Raw genomic sequence first — 14,447 nt, forward strand, 5'->3', positions numbered from 1 at the left:
TTCTCCGACCCACGCGGTCGGGCGTGTCGCACTCCCTCTACGCAGAAATCCCTAAGGATTTCCCAACCAAGGGGGTGCGGTCCCAGAACCGCGAGCCGGGGTCAGGCTGTGACATCCACAGAGTGGCCACCGAGTGCCTGGTCGGCACCCCGCTGACGCTTCCCGGAAGATTCCCGTACGTCCGACCCGAGGGGTCGACGAGTACTGTGGGACTCGCTTCCGGTCCTCCCGACGGGAGGCGCGCAGCATCGGCACTCAACCGAGCAACCCCGACAGTCTGCCATACGGGGTGCTGGCCTGGCCAATCGAGCCGGAGAGAATACCCCGGACGTGACGCACGTCAAACGCCGACCCTCCGAGCGCGCCGGTCACCCCGGCTGGGACGTACGCCCCTCCGGCGCCACCCAGAAGGCCACGCCCAGGAACAGGGCCAGCGCGCAGGGCACGCCCAGGACCGCCGCCGGGCCCACCCCCTCGTGCAGCAGCCAGGCGCCCAGCAGCCCTCCCGCGAACATCGCCCCGATCGAGGCGAAGCGGCGACCCTCAGGGCGGGCACCCGAGCCGATGCGGGGGTCCGCGACGCGCGGCAGACCGCCGAGGAACGCGGTCAGGGCACGGGTGGACAGCGTCGTGGGCACATCGGGAACCCGTACCCGCAAGGTCGTGATGTTGCGCACCCCCATGGCGGCGGCGACCAGCGCGGTCACGGCGAAATGGTGACCGGCCACGGGTCCAGCCGGTCCGACGACACCGGTGCGCCACGCGACCAGCGCCGCGCCGCCCAGCAGCAGCCCCTCGGCGAGGAGCGCGGGTACGAACCATCGGCGGCCGCGGGTGTCCACGCTCGACTCCAGCAGTGAGCCGAGCACCGCGCCGACCACGAAGCCGGCGCCGGAGACTCCCGCAGCGGCCGGCGACAGCCCGGCGGCGCCGGTGAGCGCGAACGCGAGCAGGAGCAGATTCCCGGTCTGCATCGCGGTGAAGACCGGGCCGAGCGCGAGAAAACTGACGGCCTCGATCATGCCGGTCGTCAGCGTGAGCACGATCATGATCGAGGTGAGCGCGCCCCCTGCCCTGGGCTTCACACCTGGACCCTAAGACGCGAACGATCACCCCGCCCGGCGAGTCAGCCCTCGAAGGGGTACGGGGCGAAGCCGACCCAGGCGACGGAGCCGAAGGCGAGGCGGGGGCCTTCGAGGGCCGGCAACCACCTCGCCCAGCGCCACGAGCCATCGCTGCTGGCCGTCGGGCTCGCTGTCCACTGCCAACCGCTGCCCGCCGGAGCGCTCGTCGGAGCATTCGTCGGAATCAAGGCCCTGGCCGGCGGGTTCCCGAAGAGCGAGCCGCGGATCGCGGGAGCTGCAGACCCGCGGGTACGGGGGCGGCTCCGGTGTCGGCGGCGTGGGGGCGGGTTCAGCCTCTGGGTGGTTGTACGAGATCGTGCGCGGGGCGAGCCGCCCGCTGGGCAGTCGTTCGTTGGAACGCCCCCGGACGACGCCCCGCCCCGGAGTGAGCCGCGCCCTCTGCGGGCAGTCGCCGAGCATGCACACGAGTGACGAGATCTACCACCGGGTCCTGTGGGATCCCCGCTTCGATCCCGAGCGCTTCGTCATGGGGATCGCCGAGCGCGGGGGCCGGCCCCAGCGGATGGACCTGGTCGATTTCGTTCCCGGTGGGGAGATCCCCTGGCACCGGGTGGTCTTCTTCGAGGTCGACGGCGCGGTCGTCTGGGACCGGACGACGGGGGTGGACCGGCTCGACGAGATCGTGGTGGCGGAGGCCGAGCCCGTCACGCCCGGTGAGGTGCTCGCCGTGCCGTCGACCAGTCGGAGCGCGGTGGCGTGGCTGCCGCCGGCCGAGCTGTGGCCGCGCATCCAGCACATCCGCCGCGAGCACGACCGGCAGATCCACCGCTGGCCGCCGCACGTCAACGTCCTCTTCGGGTTCGTACCGGAGGACGAGTACGAACGGGCGGCGCCGCTCGTCGCCGCCGCAGCGGCCGCCGTGCCGCCGTTCACGGCCCGGCTCGAAGGGGTGCACTGGTTCGGGCACCGCGAGGACGCCACGGTCTGGCTCGACCCCTGTGCCGCCGGGGAGCAGCCGTGGGTCCGCCTGCGGGAGGCCCTGGAGATCCGTTTCCCGCTGTGCGGCGGGCGCGCCAAGGGGTTCACCCCGCACCTCTCCCTCGGCCGGAGCACCGACCCCCACCAGCTCGCCACCACCTCGGAGGCCCTGCTCGGCTCGATGACGGCCCGGGTGCGGGAGCTGGTGCTCCTCTCCCGCCGCGCGGACGGTCCGATGCGCGTACGCGCGACGGTCGCGCTGGGTACGGGCGAGGTGCGGTGGGCCGACGAGGTCAGCGCTGGGACGCGTACGTGACGAAGCCGGTCCAGGCACCGGGGCCGAAGGCCAGGCGCGGGCCCTCGACGTCCTTGGAGTCACGGACGTGGACGGTGGCGGGGGTGGTGGCGACCTCGACGCAGTCATCACCTTCGCTGTTGCTGCTGTAGCTGCTCTTGAACCACTCCAGCTCGGGCTTGCGGATCATGTCTCTCCCAGCAGTTGTTGGATGAAGGCCCGCGACTCCCCCGGGGTGAGAGCCTGAGCTCGGATGATGCCATAGCGAAGCTCCAAGATCCGGAGCCGTTTGTGATCGGATACGGGCCGGCCGTTGAAGGCACCGTCAGAGCGCCCGACCGCCGTGCCGTCCCCAAACTTCAGGACCTCGATCAGCCCGCCATTACCGGGATGGTCCGCGCGCTCGGTCGGCATCACCTGGATCTCGACGTTCGGCAACTCCCCCACCTCCAGCAGACGTTCGAGCTGACGACGCAGCACCATTCTCCCTCCGATCGGGCGCCGCAGCGTCACCTCTTCCTGGACGAAGCTGAGCTCGGGTCCGGGTCCCCTCTCGAAGACCGCGTGGCGCGCCACCCGCGCCGCCACCAGCCGCTCCAGTTCCTCCGCCCCGTACGCCGGTCGACGCGTCCGCAACAGCGCCTGCGCGAACTCCTTCGTCTGCAACAGACCGTGGATGCTGTAGTTGCCGTACAGGCAGAACTCGACCGCCTGCGCCTCCAGCTTCGCCAGACCCCGCACCTTCTTCGGGTACCGGACCTCCACCACGTCCTGCTTCATGGCCGAGATCAGCCCGCCGGCGCCCAGCACCTCGTCCACCTTGTCCAGGAACTCCGGGCGTGGGATCCGCGCGCCGCGCTCGATCTTGCGGATCATGTCCTCGCCATACCCGACCCGCTCGCCGAACTCCGCCGCCCGCAGGCTCTTCGCCTCCCGCCACAGTTTGATCTGGCGGCCCACCGTCGCGACGACCGCCGCGCCGGACTCGTCGCCTGGTTCGACCTCCCACCCCGGCTCTTCCGTCCCCGCACCGTCCGTACCGTCCACACTGTCCACGCTCATGCGCGCCCACCTCCTCAGCGGCCCCTACCCTGCCGGTCGCACCGGACAGCCGAGACAAGCCCGGACAGTCTCGGGACAGTCACCGTACGTAAGGGCATGTTCGCTGGGCAGCGTACGCACACCCCGCCACTCTGAGTGACATGAACCACGATCAAACCCAACTCTTGGCGTCTGTACGCCAGTTCGGAATCCAGCTCTCCGCTACCCGTCGGGGCGCCCGCCTCGCCCGTCTCCTGGCCGTCGAACAGCTGCGCTCCTGGGAGCTGGAGGCCGTGTCGGACACCGCAGCCCACATCGTCGCCGAGCTGGCAGCGAACGCCGTCACCCACGGCCGCGTCCCGGGACGGGACTTCCGCCTGGCCCTCCTCTCCACGGAAACCGCCCTACGGATCGAGGTCACGGACACACGGGGTGACCGCCTCCCGGCCGTCCGCCGGCCGACGGAGACGTCGTCGGGGCGCGGGCTCCTCCTCGTCGAGGCGCTCTCGGACCGGTGGGGCGTCACTACGGGGCCTGTGCCACGCAAGACGGTCTGGGCGGAGATCGGAACCGCGACGTGGCCTTCCGTGTCGCGGCGGCCCACGACGGAAAAGACTTAAGGAACCGGGGCAAGCACCCCTCCCAACCCCTCCAGCCTCCCCGCCGCGCACCCGTCACTCACACGGGTGATCTGTGCTAACTAGGCTGGATTTGGGGCCGGTTGCCTGGCATATGCTCTCGCCGACAACCCCCAGACATACGTCGGCCCCCGGCCGGGACTAGCACTCCCGATCGAGGGCCTGACCACCACGGAAGTAGCGCTTCCTGATGGCTTACTCGCAGCCTAGCGCGCCCTCGCGCGCCTCCGGGCTCATTCACCGCAACGTCAAGCACACGACCCGCTACACGGTCGTCGGCAACCACCTCGCCCAGCACCGCAAGCTCTCGCTGCTCGCCATCGGGCTGGCCGTCCACCTCCAGTCGCTGCCCGCAGGGGCATCGGTCGGAATCAAGGCCCTGGCCGCCAGGTTCCCGGAGAGCGAGCTGCGGATCGCGGGCGCCATGCGGGAGCTGGAAGCCCACGGCTACCTGGAGCGGTTCAACGAGCGACTGCCCAACGGCCGACTGGCTCCACGCACGATCTCGTACAACCGACCAGGGGCTGAACCAGACCCCGTACCGAGGACGCCGGAACCGCCGCCGGACGCCCCGCCTCCGGCCTCGCCTCCGATCCCGCCTCGGCCCCCTGCGCCACGGCCGCCGCTCGCGCAGGCCCACCGCCCCGCCGCCGACCTGCTTGCCCGCCTTCACCTCCACGAGCCCCGGCTCCTCCTCGCCGAACGCGACATCCACCGCCTCGCCCCCGGCGTCACCACCTGGCTCGAACGCGGCGCCCACCCCGAAGCCGTCCTGCGCACCCTCGGCGCGCGTCTCCCCGACGACCTGGTCCACCCGGCCGGGTTCCTCGCCCACCGCCTCGCCGCCCTGCTCCCACCCCCACCACCGGCCAGGCCGCAGGCGACCCTCCCCCCGTTCCAGGACTGCGACGGCTGCGACCGCCCCTTCCGCTCCCCCGAACCAGGCCGCTGCCGCGACTGCCGCCCCCACCCACCCGCGCGCGCCGCATGACCAACCACCCTGGTCGACACCCAGCTCTCCGTTTTGGCCAACTGGCCGGTTCTCACGCTCAGTTGGTCGAATCAGACCGCACTCTGCCATCATCTGACCCAACGTCGGATCAGGACCAGGCGGTGCGGTGCGCCGAGCCTGGCGCAGGTCGCTTTCGGAGAGACACCTGGACATAGCGCTTGCCCAGTCGGTGGCCACCGCAGTCGCCCAGGGCGCACTGGGTGCGGCCGGAGCCGGGGCCCTGGACAGCGTGCTCGCCCACCCGAAGGTGACGAGCACGCTCAAAGCCGCGACCGGCAGTGTTCCGTTCTCGGGAGAGAACCTCTACTGCGGGGAGTGGAGGTCTTCCGGTCCCTCGACGACTCTCCAGCTCGCATCCTGTGTTCAGGTCAAAACAGCCGACTCCAGCGCGACATTCGGCGTCATGGTGAGAAACGTAGGCAAGAGTCAGGTGGTCGCCCGGGTGCAAGTGAAGTACACCGACGGCACTCAGAGGGACTGCCCTCAGGGGAACTATCAGCGGAAGGACGTCTGGATCAATCCCCAGGGCACCTGGTTCAGTGACCAGGGGCAATGCTCCGTGAGCGACCTGAACGGCAAGCATTTCCAAGCCGTCGCGTGGGCGGTCGAGGATCCCGACGGATCAGGCGACGTCATGAACGGCACGGTCAGGCACTCGCCCCACCCCTCGCTCAAGGACGGGCAGCTGACGTGCCGCTACGACGACGGCACGTGGCGTACATGCACGACGTTCGAGTACGGGCCGGGGGATTGATCGCCCGCCGGCCCAGGCCGCCTCTCAGGCCGCCTGAGTCGACGAACGTACGTGACGCTCACGTCCGGGAGGACGTTCCGCACTCCTGTGGCAGCTCGTCCAGGTCCCGGCTGCGGTCGTACGGGTCCACCGCCGGGCCGCCCGAGCCCCCGGCGGCGAGGTCCGCCAGCAGGTCCTCGTCGAACTGCGGGTGGAAGAAGCCGTCCACGGGGTGCTCGCAGTCGTCATTGCCGACGTTCGAGCTCCACTCGTACACCGACAGCTTGCCCCTCGTCACCACGAACTTCTCCGGGTCTGGCAGTGCGAACGTGACCTGGCGGCGCACGATCGTCCGGGTCACCTCTGCGGCTCCCGGCCGCGTCTTCACGAGCGGGTAGACGAAGGTGTAATCGGTGTAGATCAGGACGTCACGGGCGTTCTCACCCTTGCCGTGCTCCACGGTCATCCGCCCCCGGGTCTTCACCACGGAGCCCACGAGCCGGACCTCGGCCGGGCTGAAGCGGCTGAACAGCAGGGTCGGATCGTCCTCCTCGGTGGGCTTGGCCAGGCCCTTCTCCACACCCGCGCGGACGCCCGGCTGCTGCGGGTCGAGGAGCGCCAGCGCCTTCGCGGGCTTGTCGCCCTTGATGACAGCCGGGTCGAGGTTGGCCGCGACGAGGAACTCCTTCGTCTTCGTCATCGCGGCGGCGACCTGGTCCTTCGACATCCAGCCGACCGCCTTGGCCTGCGGCAGCTCGATCCCGGCGGGCCCGTCGGCCCAGCGGAGGGCCGGCGAGCCCTTGAAGGGCTCGGTCAGCGTCGGCATGTCCGCGTACGCCTCTTCGGACGGCGCTTCGGACGGCCGCGCGGTCTCCGCCGCGAGCGGTGTGCTGTCCCCGGCGTCGCGCCACGGCATCAGTTCGGGCCGGATCACGAGAATCGCCAGACCGGCGGTCACCACGATCCCGACCGCCCCGGACACCATGCGCCCCAAAGCGCTCTGCCCGTCGTTCTCCCAGCTCATGTACCCCACCCCTTGATCAGCCCGCACATTGTGCGAAGCGGAGCCTCTCACAGCCACCGACGCCCGCGCGAAGTGCGCGCTCCCCCGCAACCCTTGGTGCCGCGCAGCCGTCTAGCTAGGCGCGGATCACGGCCCCGACCAGGCCCTCCGCCGAATCCGGGGAACGGTACGCAGCACGGGGGGACGCAGCAGTGGCAGTGGACGGCATAGAAGCCGACATAGCAGGGGGCACGGAACACGCGCCCCGTCGTCGCCGTGTGCTCGCGACCGCCGCCGCGATCGGGGCCGCGGCCCTCGCCGGGTGTTCCGTGCCCGCGCCGCGGCGGACCGGGCCGACCGCGGATCCCGCGCCCGGGATGCCGATCGCCCGTACGCGGCGCGCGCAGCTGATGCAGTTCGCCGCGCACCCGGACGACGACCTGTACTTCATGAACCCGGACACCCAGCGCATGCTCGACGCCGGGGTGCCGCTCGTCTCCGTGTACGTCACCGCCGGCGAGCACACGGGCCGCAACCGTGTCGCCGGGATGCCCGAGGTGCCGCCCGACCGGGCCGCGTACTCCTCCGCACGCCATCAGGGCCTGCGCCAGGCGTACGCGACGCTCCTCGGGCTCGACGCGTTCACGCCCTGGCAGAAGGACGTCATCACGCTCCGGGGCGGGCGGCGGGCCGAGATCGACACGCTGGTCCACGACGGCCGCCGGGTCGAGCTGATCTTCCTCAATCTGCCCATGCACACCTCGCGCCGCTACATGGCCCTGCCCGCGCTGTGGAAGGACCGCGCCCTCGAACTGCGTACGCACCTGTCCGCCGACTCCCCCGTCGAGCGGTCCGACACCTACGACCACGACCAGCTGATCGACGTCCTGGTCGGCCTCCTGGACCGCTACCGGCCGACCGTCGTGCAGACGCTGGACCCGGACCCGGACATCCAGGTCAGCGACGAGGCGACCCGGAAGCGGGACAGCGAGCAGCCCGGCTACTCCGACCACGGCGACCACACCGCCGTCGCCTGCTTCTCCTGGGCCGCGCTGATCCGCTGGGTGGCCGAGGCGCAGAAGGGCCCGGGGGCGATACCGGCGTTCGTCGCGACCGCGTTCCGCGGCTACTACAACCGACACTGGCCCAAGAACCTCCCGCCGCAGGTCCTCAAGGAGAAGGCCGGCCATCTCGTCCCGTACGGCGGCGATCCGTCCTGGGAGTGCGGCAATCCGTCGGGCTGCGGGGACTACGGCGTCGGCGGGGACCGTCCCCTCACCAACTGGAAAGGCTGGGTGCGCGCCACCCACCACCGCTGGCCCGGCGCAGGTCCGGCCGTCGTCGCGCGCCCCGACGGGCGGCTGGACGCGTACGGGGTGCTCGGGCTGCGCGCGGTCCGCTGGCAGGAGACGGAGAAGGGTTCCGGCCGGTGGGGCGAGCCGGTGGACCTGGGCGGCGGGCCGCTCGCGCCCGCGCTGGGCTCGGCCACGCTCCCCGACGGCCGCGCCCTGCTGTTCGGGGTGCGCTTCGCCGCGCTCGCCGGCCGTGGCGGCCCGAACAAGCGGGAGGTGGTCCTCCTGGAGCAGCGCTCCCCCGGCGGCCCGTTCCTCGCCTGGCGCGGCCTGGGCAGTCCGGAGCGGGGCGACGACCGGGGCCGCCGGGTCGGTGTGCCGGTGGCCGTGACCGCCCCCGACGGGCGGGTCCATCTCTTCGTACGCAACGCGGACAAGGGTGTCTCGACGCGGGTACGGGACGCCGACGGCGCGTGGTCCGCGTGGCGGGCCCTGGAGGGCACCGACGAGGTCCAGGACGGTCTGGCCGCCGCGGTCGACGGCGCCGGGCGCGTGCATCTGCTGGCCGCGGGCCGGGCGTCCGTCGTGCACTGGGTCGACGGGACACTCGCCGGGCCACTGCCCCTCGCCGGTGATCCCGTCGCCGCCGTCCCGGGGCCCGACGGCGTGGCGGTGTACTACCGCAAGCCCGCCGACAAGACCCTGCTGGCAAGCACGGACAGCGGGAACGCGTTCTTCGACGGGTACGGTTCCGTGGCCGCCGGCGCGGACGCGAGCGGAACCGTGCTGCTGGGCAGGGACCTGCGGGGGCGTATCCAGCTACGGCAGGGCGGCCGGCTCCACACCCGTACGCAGGGAACGGTGGCCGTGCAGGCCGCCGCGCTGCATCTCGTCCCGGGCGGCCCGCTCGCCGTCGGGCTGGGCGCCGACGCCCACCCGTGGCTGTGGCGGCCGGTGTCGGCACCCCGGCTGTAGCCACGCGGGAGAAACGACGAGGGCCCCCGGTCCGCCGCGAACGGCGGGCCGGGGGCCCTCTTATGACGCTCCGTCAGGAGCGGCACAGGTCAAGCGATCGACAATTACTTGTTGATCTTGGTGACCTGGCCGGCGCCCACGGTCCGGCCACCCTCACGGATGGCGAACTTCAGGCCCTCCTCCATGGCGACGGGCTGGATCAGCTCGACGGTCATGGAGGTGTTGTCGCCCGGCATGACCATCTCGGTGCCCTCGGGGAGGGTCACGACGCCGGTCACGTCCGTGGTACGGAAGTAGAACTGCGGGCGGTAGTTGTTGAAGAACGGGGTGTGACGGCCACCCTCGTCCTTCGACAGGATGTAGGCCTGGGCCTCGAACTCGGTGTGCGGCGTGACCGAACCGGGCTTGATGATGACCTGGCCGCGCTCGACATCCTCGCGCTTGATGCCACGGAGGAGCAGACCGACGTTCTCACCGGCCTGGCCCTCGTCGAGCAGCTTGCGGAACATCTCGATGCCGGTGACCGTGGTGGTGGTCTTCTCCTGCTTGATACCGACGATGTCGACGGTCTCGTTGACCTTGAGGACACCACGCTCGATACGGCCGGTGACGACGGTGCCACGACCGGTGATCGTGAAGACGTCCTCGATCGGCATCAGGAACGGCTTGTCGACGTCACGCTCGGGCTGCGGGATCGCCTCGTCGACGGCGGCCATCAGGTTCAGGACCGACTGGCCCCACTCCTTGTCGCCCTCGAGCGCCTTGAGCGCCGAGACCTTGACGACCGGCAGGTCGTCGCCCGGGAACTCGTACTCGGAGAGGAGCTCACGGACCTCGAGCTCGACGAGCTCCAGGATCTCCTCGTCGTCCACCATGTCGGCCTTGTTCAGGGCGACGACGATGTACGGAACGCCGACCTGGCGGGCCAGGAGCACGTGCTCCTTGGTCTGCGGCATCGGGCCGTCGGTGGCGGCGACCACGAGGATGGCGCCGTCCATCTGCGCCGCACCCGTGATCATGTTCTTGATGTAGTCCGCGTGACCGGGGCAGTCGACGTGGGCGTAGTGACGCGACTCGGTCTGGTACTCGACGTGCGCGATGGAGATGGTGATACCGCGCTGGCGCTCCTCAGGAGCCTTGTCGATCTGGTCGAAGGCCGAGGCCTCGTTCAGGTCCGGGTACGCGTCGTGCAGCACCTTGGTAATGGCGGCCGTGAGGGTCGTCTTACCGTGGTCAATGTGACCGATGGTGCCGATGTTGACGTGCGGCTTAGTCCGCTCGAACTTCGCCTTCGCCACTGGGGTCCTCCTGGAGTGGTTCTGAACGCCTTGCTTCATCGGCGCCAGGTGATCTTTGCTGGGATGCCAGGCGCCGGGGCCCGATCCCTCGGGTTTCGGGGGACTGAGCCCCGGCGACTGGTGTCAAGCCTAAAGCGTGAACTCGGGAGAGTTACTCGCCCTTGGCCTTCGCGATGATCTCCTCGGCGACGTTCCGGGGAACCTCGGCGTAGGAGTCGAACTGCATCGAGTAGCTTGCGCGACCCGAGGTCTTGCTGCGGAGGTCTCCGACGTAGCCGAACATCTCCGAGAGGGGCACGAGGCCCTTCACGACGCGAGCGCCGCTGCGCTCCTCCATGGCCTGAATCTGACCACGGCGGGAGTTGATGTCGCCGATGACCTCACCCATGTAGTCCTCGGGCGTGACGACCTCAACGGCCATCATCGGCTCAAGGATGACGGGGGAAGCCTTGCGCGCGGCCTCCTTGAAGGCCTGCGAACCGGCGATCTTGAACGCGAGCTCGGAGGAGTCGACCTCGTGGTAGGCACCGTCGAGAAGAATGACGCGGACGCCAGTCATCTCGTAGCCGGCCAGGATGCCGAACTGCATGGCCTCCTGCGCACCGGCGTCGACCGAAGGGATGTACTCCTTCGGGATGCGGCCACCGGTGACCTTGTTCACGAACTCGTACGACGTGTCGCCGCCCTCGATGGGCTCGATCGCGATCTGCACCTTGGCGAACTGACCGGTACCACCGGTCTGCTTCTTGTGGGTGTAGTCCACGCGCTCGACGGCCTTGCGGATCGTCTCGCGGTACGCGACCTGCGGCTTGCCGACGTTCGCCTCGACCTTGAACTCGCGACGCATACGGTCGACGAGGATGTCGAGGTGAAGCTCGCCCATACCACCGATGATGGTCTGGCCGGTCTCCTCGTCCGAGTGAACCTGGAAGGAGGGGTCCTCCTCCGCGAGACGCTGGATGGCGACACCCAGCTTCTCCTGGTCACCCTTGGACTTGGGCTCGATCGCGACCTGAATGACCGGCGCCGGGAAGTCCATGGACTCCAGGATGACCGGGTTCTTCTCGTCGCACAGCGTCTCACCGGTGGTGGTCTGCTTCAGGCCCATGACGGCGACGATGTCGCCGGCGCCCACCGAGTCGATCTCCTCACGCTTGTTCGCGTGCATGCGGTAGATCTTGCCGATGCGCTCCTTCTTGCCCTTGACGGAGTTCAGCACCGAGGTGCCGGCCTCCAGGCGACCGGAGTAGATCCGGACGAAGGTGAGCTTGCCGAGGTGCGGGTCGCTCGCGATCTTGAACGCGAGGGCCGAAAGCGGCTCCTCCTCGGACGGCTTGCGCTTGACGACCAGCTCCGCGTCCTTGACGTCGTGGCCCTCGATGGCCTCGACGTCCAGGGGGGAGGGGAGGTAGCGCACGACCGCGTCGAGCAGGGGCTGAACACCCTTGTTCTTGAACGCGGTGCCACAGAAGACGGGGGTGATCGTCTTCTCGCCGCCACCCTTGCCGGAGGCAATGGTGATACGACGGATCGCGGCGTACAGCTGCTCCTCGGTGGGCTCCTGGCCCTCGAGGAAGAGCTCCATGATCTCTTCGTCGTTCTCGGCGACGGTCTCGACCAGCTTGCCGCGCCACTCTTCAGCGGCCTCGGTGTGCGTGGCCGGGATGTCGACGACGTCGTACATCTCGCCCTTGGTCGCTTCCGCGGACCAGACCAGGGCCTTCATGCGGACGAGGTCCACGACACCCTGGAAGTCCATCTCGGAACCGATGGGGAGCTGCATGACGATCGGGACGGCGCCGAGGCGGTCCACGATCATGTCGACGCAGCGGTGGAACTCGGCGCCCGTACGGTCGAGCTTGTTGACGAAGCAGATACGCGGAACGCCGTAGCGGTCCGCCTGACGCCAGACAGTCTCGGACTGGGGCTCGACACCGGCGACGCCGTCGAACACCGTCACGGCACCGTCGAGCACGCGGAGCGAACGCTCCACCTCGACGGTGAAGTCGACGTGGCCCGGGGTGTCGATGATGTTGATGGTGTGATCGACGTCCTCGAGCGGCCAGTGGCAGGTCGTCGCGGCGGACGTGATGGTGATGCCGCGCTCCTGCTCCTGCTCCATCCAGTCCATCGTGGCAGCGCCGTCGTGGACTTCACCGATCTTGTACGAAACGCCGGTGTAGAACAGGATCCGCTCGGTGGTGGTCGTCTTGCCCGCGTCGATGTGAGCCATGATGCCGATGTTGCGCACCTTGGCAAGGTCAAGCGAAGTGGTAGCCATATCGGCTCAGTCTTCTCTCGGTCTCGATGTGGGTTGCGACTACCAGCGGTAGTGCGCGAAGGCCTTGTTGGACTCGGCCATCTTGTGCGTGTCCTCACGCTTCTTGACCGAAGCACCGAGGCCGTTGGAGGCGTCGAGGAGCTCGTTCATGAGGCGCTCGGTCATGGTCTTCTCGCGGCGGGCGCGGGAGTAACCCACGAGCCAGCGCAGAGCGAGGGTGGAGGCGCGACCGGGCTTGACCTCGATCGGCACCTGGTAGGTGGCGCCACCGACACGGCGGGACTTGACCTCGAGGGACGGCTTCACGTTCTCGAGGGCGCGCTTCAGCGTGATGACCGGGTCGTTGCCGGTCTTCTCGCGGAGGCCTTCCATGGCACCGTAGACGATGCGCTCGGCGGTGGAACGCTTGCCGTCCAGCAGGATCTTGTTGATCAGCGAGGTGACAAGAGGAGAGCTGTAGACCGGGTCGATGATGACCGGGCGCTTCGGGGCGGGGCCCTTACGAGGCATTCTTACTTCTCCTTCTTGGCGCCGTAGCGGCTGCGAGCCTGCTTACGGTTCTTGACGCCCTGCGTGTCGAGGGAACCGCGGATGATCTTGTAACGAACACCCGGCAGGTCCTTCACACGGCCACCACGCACGAGCACGATGGAGTGCTCCTGCAGGTTGTGACCCTCACCCGGGATGTAGGCCGTGACCTCGATGCCCGAGGTCAGACGCACACGCGCGACCTTACGGAGGGCCGAGTTCGGCTTCTTCGGGGTGGTCGTGAACACACGCGTGCAGACGCCGCGACGCTGAGGGGAACCCTCGAGTGCGGGCGTCTTGTTCTTCTCGACCTTGTCCTGCCGGCCCTTCCGGACCAGCTGCTGGATCGTAGGCACTACTTCTCCGGTTTCTGTGTGCCGTCGTAAAACTAACCTGGAACACAGCACCGACCCACGCGGTCGGGTGTGTCGAATACTGCGGACCTCCGCCGAGGGCGGAAAAAGCGCAGATTGCGGTGGCCGTTGACGAACTCGCCGTGCGGTTGAGGACACGCACACGAGCCCAGGCACACCCCAGGCACAAGGTCTGAGCGTACCTACCGTACGGACTCCGGTCAAAACAAATGCCCATGCCCCCCAAGGCCCGGCCGACCTCGGGCGACGCGGACGACCGGGGTACCCACGCGCAGGGGAGCCGGGGCGGTCGTCACCCCGGCTCCCCCGTGCGCACGCGAGCACGCCGCTCAGTCGCGAGCGGTACGCCTCGCCTCGGTCGTTTCGCCACCTTCCACGCCCTCATCCTCGGGTTCCAGGAACTGGTTCACCACCTTGATGAAAACACCGAGCCGCTCATCCGGCACACCGAGCCAGCGGGCGAAGTCCTCCAGCGAGGGCTGCCAGTCGTTCGGCGGGAGCAGGTCCGCCGCGAGCGGCAGCTCCTCGGGGGTCACCCGGCCGGACCGGATCAGCATGTCGCGGACGGACACCCCGAGCAGCGGGGCGATCCTGCGCATGGTCTCCAGGTCGGGCATGCTCTGCCGCTGCAGCAGCCGGGTCACGGCGGCACGGTGAACGCCGGCCTCGTCCGCGATCCGGGACTTCCCGCCGCCGCGCGGGCTGTCGATGTCGTAGCCGCGCTCTCTCATCAGGCCTTCGACCCAGCCTGCGAACTCGTCCAGCCCACGAGTGGTCATCTCACGCTCCTCAGTCCTCCAGGCGGCACACTCTAGCGTGCTTGCGCGCACGGAATTACGTGCTTTCGGGCGCGCACCGTGTCGAATCGGTAAAGGGATCTCCACAAGTTTGTTGCGCGCTCGCACGCAACATGT

14 protein-coding genes are annotated in these 14,447 nt (G+C 69.2%); 5 read left to right on the top strand and 9 right to left on the bottom strand.

Going from position 1 to position 14,447, the window contains the following annotated elements; translation table 11 throughout:
• Positions 1-368: 368 nt before the first annotated feature.
• Entirely contained in the window at positions 369-1,085 is a 717-nt protein-coding gene (locus tag FDM97_RS31710; protein WP_137993939.1) for a YoaK family protein, read from the bottom strand.
• A 457-nt stretch (positions 1,086-1,542) separates the two neighbouring features.
• Between FDM97_RS31710 and FDM97_RS31715 the strand changes: the two genes are divergently transcribed.
• Positions 1,543-2,379 (top strand): RNA repair domain-containing protein, encoded by an 837-nt coding sequence (locus FDM97_RS31715; RefSeq protein WP_137993940.1) that lies wholly within the window; start codon positions 1,543-1,545, stop codon positions 2,377-2,379.
• Here the strand turns inward: FDM97_RS31715 and FDM97_RS31720 are convergent.
• On the bottom strand, positions 2,357-2,548 hold the full coding sequence (locus FDM97_RS31720) for a DUF397 domain-containing protein (protein WP_137993941.1): 192 nt from the start codon (positions 2,546-2,548) through the stop codon (positions 2,357-2,359). The genes FDM97_RS31715 and FDM97_RS31720 overlap by 23 nt on opposite strands.
• Positions 2,545-3,420, bottom strand: a complete 876-nt coding sequence (locus FDM97_RS31725) for a helix-turn-helix domain-containing protein (protein ID WP_137993942.1) — start codon at positions 3,418-3,420, stop codon at positions 2,545-2,547. The genes FDM97_RS31720 and FDM97_RS31725 overlap by 4 nt, the downstream gene beginning before the upstream one ends.
• Positions 3,421-3,560: 140 nt before the next feature.
• Between FDM97_RS31725 and FDM97_RS31730 the strand changes: the two genes are divergently transcribed.
• The 3 genes from FDM97_RS31730 (at position 3,561) to FDM97_RS31740 (ending at position 5,803) form a co-directional block, all read left to right on the top strand.
• Positions 3,561-4,019, top strand: a complete 459-nt coding sequence (locus FDM97_RS31730) for an ATP-binding protein (protein ID WP_137993943.1) — start codon at positions 3,561-3,563, stop codon at positions 4,017-4,019.
• A gap of 208 nt (positions 4,020-4,227) precedes the next feature.
• Positions 4,228-5,028, top strand: coding sequence for a helix-turn-helix domain-containing protein (locus tag FDM97_RS31735; RefSeq protein ID WP_137993944.1), 801 nt, complete (start codon positions 4,228-4,230; stop codon positions 5,026-5,028).
• Between the two features lie 250 nt (positions 5,029-5,278).
• Positions 5,279-5,803 carry a hypothetical protein gene (locus tag FDM97_RS31740; protein ID WP_175439303.1) on the top strand — a complete coding sequence of 175 codons (525 nt, stop codon included), beginning with the start codon at positions 5,279-5,281 and terminating at the stop codon, positions 5,801-5,803.
• A 58-nt stretch (positions 5,804-5,861) separates the two neighbouring features.
• On the opposite strand, the gene FDM97_RS31745 is transcribed toward FDM97_RS31740, so the two are convergent.
• Positions 5,862-6,806, bottom strand: a complete 945-nt coding sequence (locus FDM97_RS31745) for a hypothetical protein (RefSeq protein ID WP_254705818.1) — start codon at positions 6,804-6,806, stop codon at positions 5,862-5,864.
• Between the two features lie 257 nt (positions 6,807-7,063).
• On the opposite strand from FDM97_RS31745, the gene FDM97_RS31750 reads away from it, so the two are divergent.
• Positions 7,064-9,052, top strand: coding sequence for a PIG-L family deacetylase (locus tag FDM97_RS31750; RefSeq protein WP_254705819.1), 1,989 nt, complete (start codon positions 7,064-7,066; stop codon positions 9,050-9,052).
• A 104-nt stretch (positions 9,053-9,156) separates the two neighbouring features.
• Here FDM97_RS31750 and tuf read toward each other — a convergent pair whose 3' ends face one another.
• The 5 genes from tuf to FDM97_RS31775 all read right to left on the bottom strand — a co-directional run bounded on the left by tuf (position 9,157) and on the right by FDM97_RS31775 (position 14,312).
• Positions 9,157-10,350, bottom strand: a complete 1,194-nt coding sequence (gene tuf, locus FDM97_RS31755) for an elongation factor Tu (protein ID WP_137993946.1) — start codon at positions 10,348-10,350, stop codon at positions 9,157-9,159.
• A gap of 151 nt (positions 10,351-10,501) precedes the next feature.
• Positions 10,502-12,631, bottom strand: a complete 2,130-nt coding sequence (gene fusA / locus FDM97_RS31760; protein ID WP_137993947.1) for an elongation factor G — start codon at positions 12,629-12,631, stop codon at positions 10,502-10,504.
• Positions 12,632-12,670: 39 nt separating this feature from the next.
• Positions 12,671-13,141, bottom strand: coding sequence for a 30S ribosomal protein S7 (gene rpsG / locus FDM97_RS31765; protein WP_003966970.1), 471 nt, complete (start codon positions 13,139-13,141; stop codon positions 12,671-12,673).
• A 2-nt stretch (positions 13,142-13,143) separates the two neighbouring features.
• The gene (gene rpsL, locus FDM97_RS31770; RefSeq protein WP_003948652.1) at positions 13,144-13,515 is read right to left on the bottom strand and encodes a 30S ribosomal protein S12; all 372 of its coding nucleotides are present in this window, start codon (positions 13,513-13,515) and stop codon (positions 13,144-13,146) included.
• A 347-nt stretch (positions 13,516-13,862) separates the two neighbouring features.
• The gene (locus FDM97_RS31775; RefSeq protein WP_137993948.1) at positions 13,863-14,312 is read right to left on the bottom strand and encodes a helix-turn-helix domain-containing protein; all 450 of its coding nucleotides are present in this window, start codon (positions 14,310-14,312) and stop codon (positions 13,863-13,865) included.
• Positions 14,313-14,447: the final 135 nt, after the last annotated feature.

Source organism: Streptomyces vilmorinianum, from assembly GCF_005517195.1.
Lineage (GTDB): Bacteria > Actinomycetota > Actinomycetes > Streptomycetales > Streptomycetaceae > Streptomyces > Streptomyces vilmorinianum.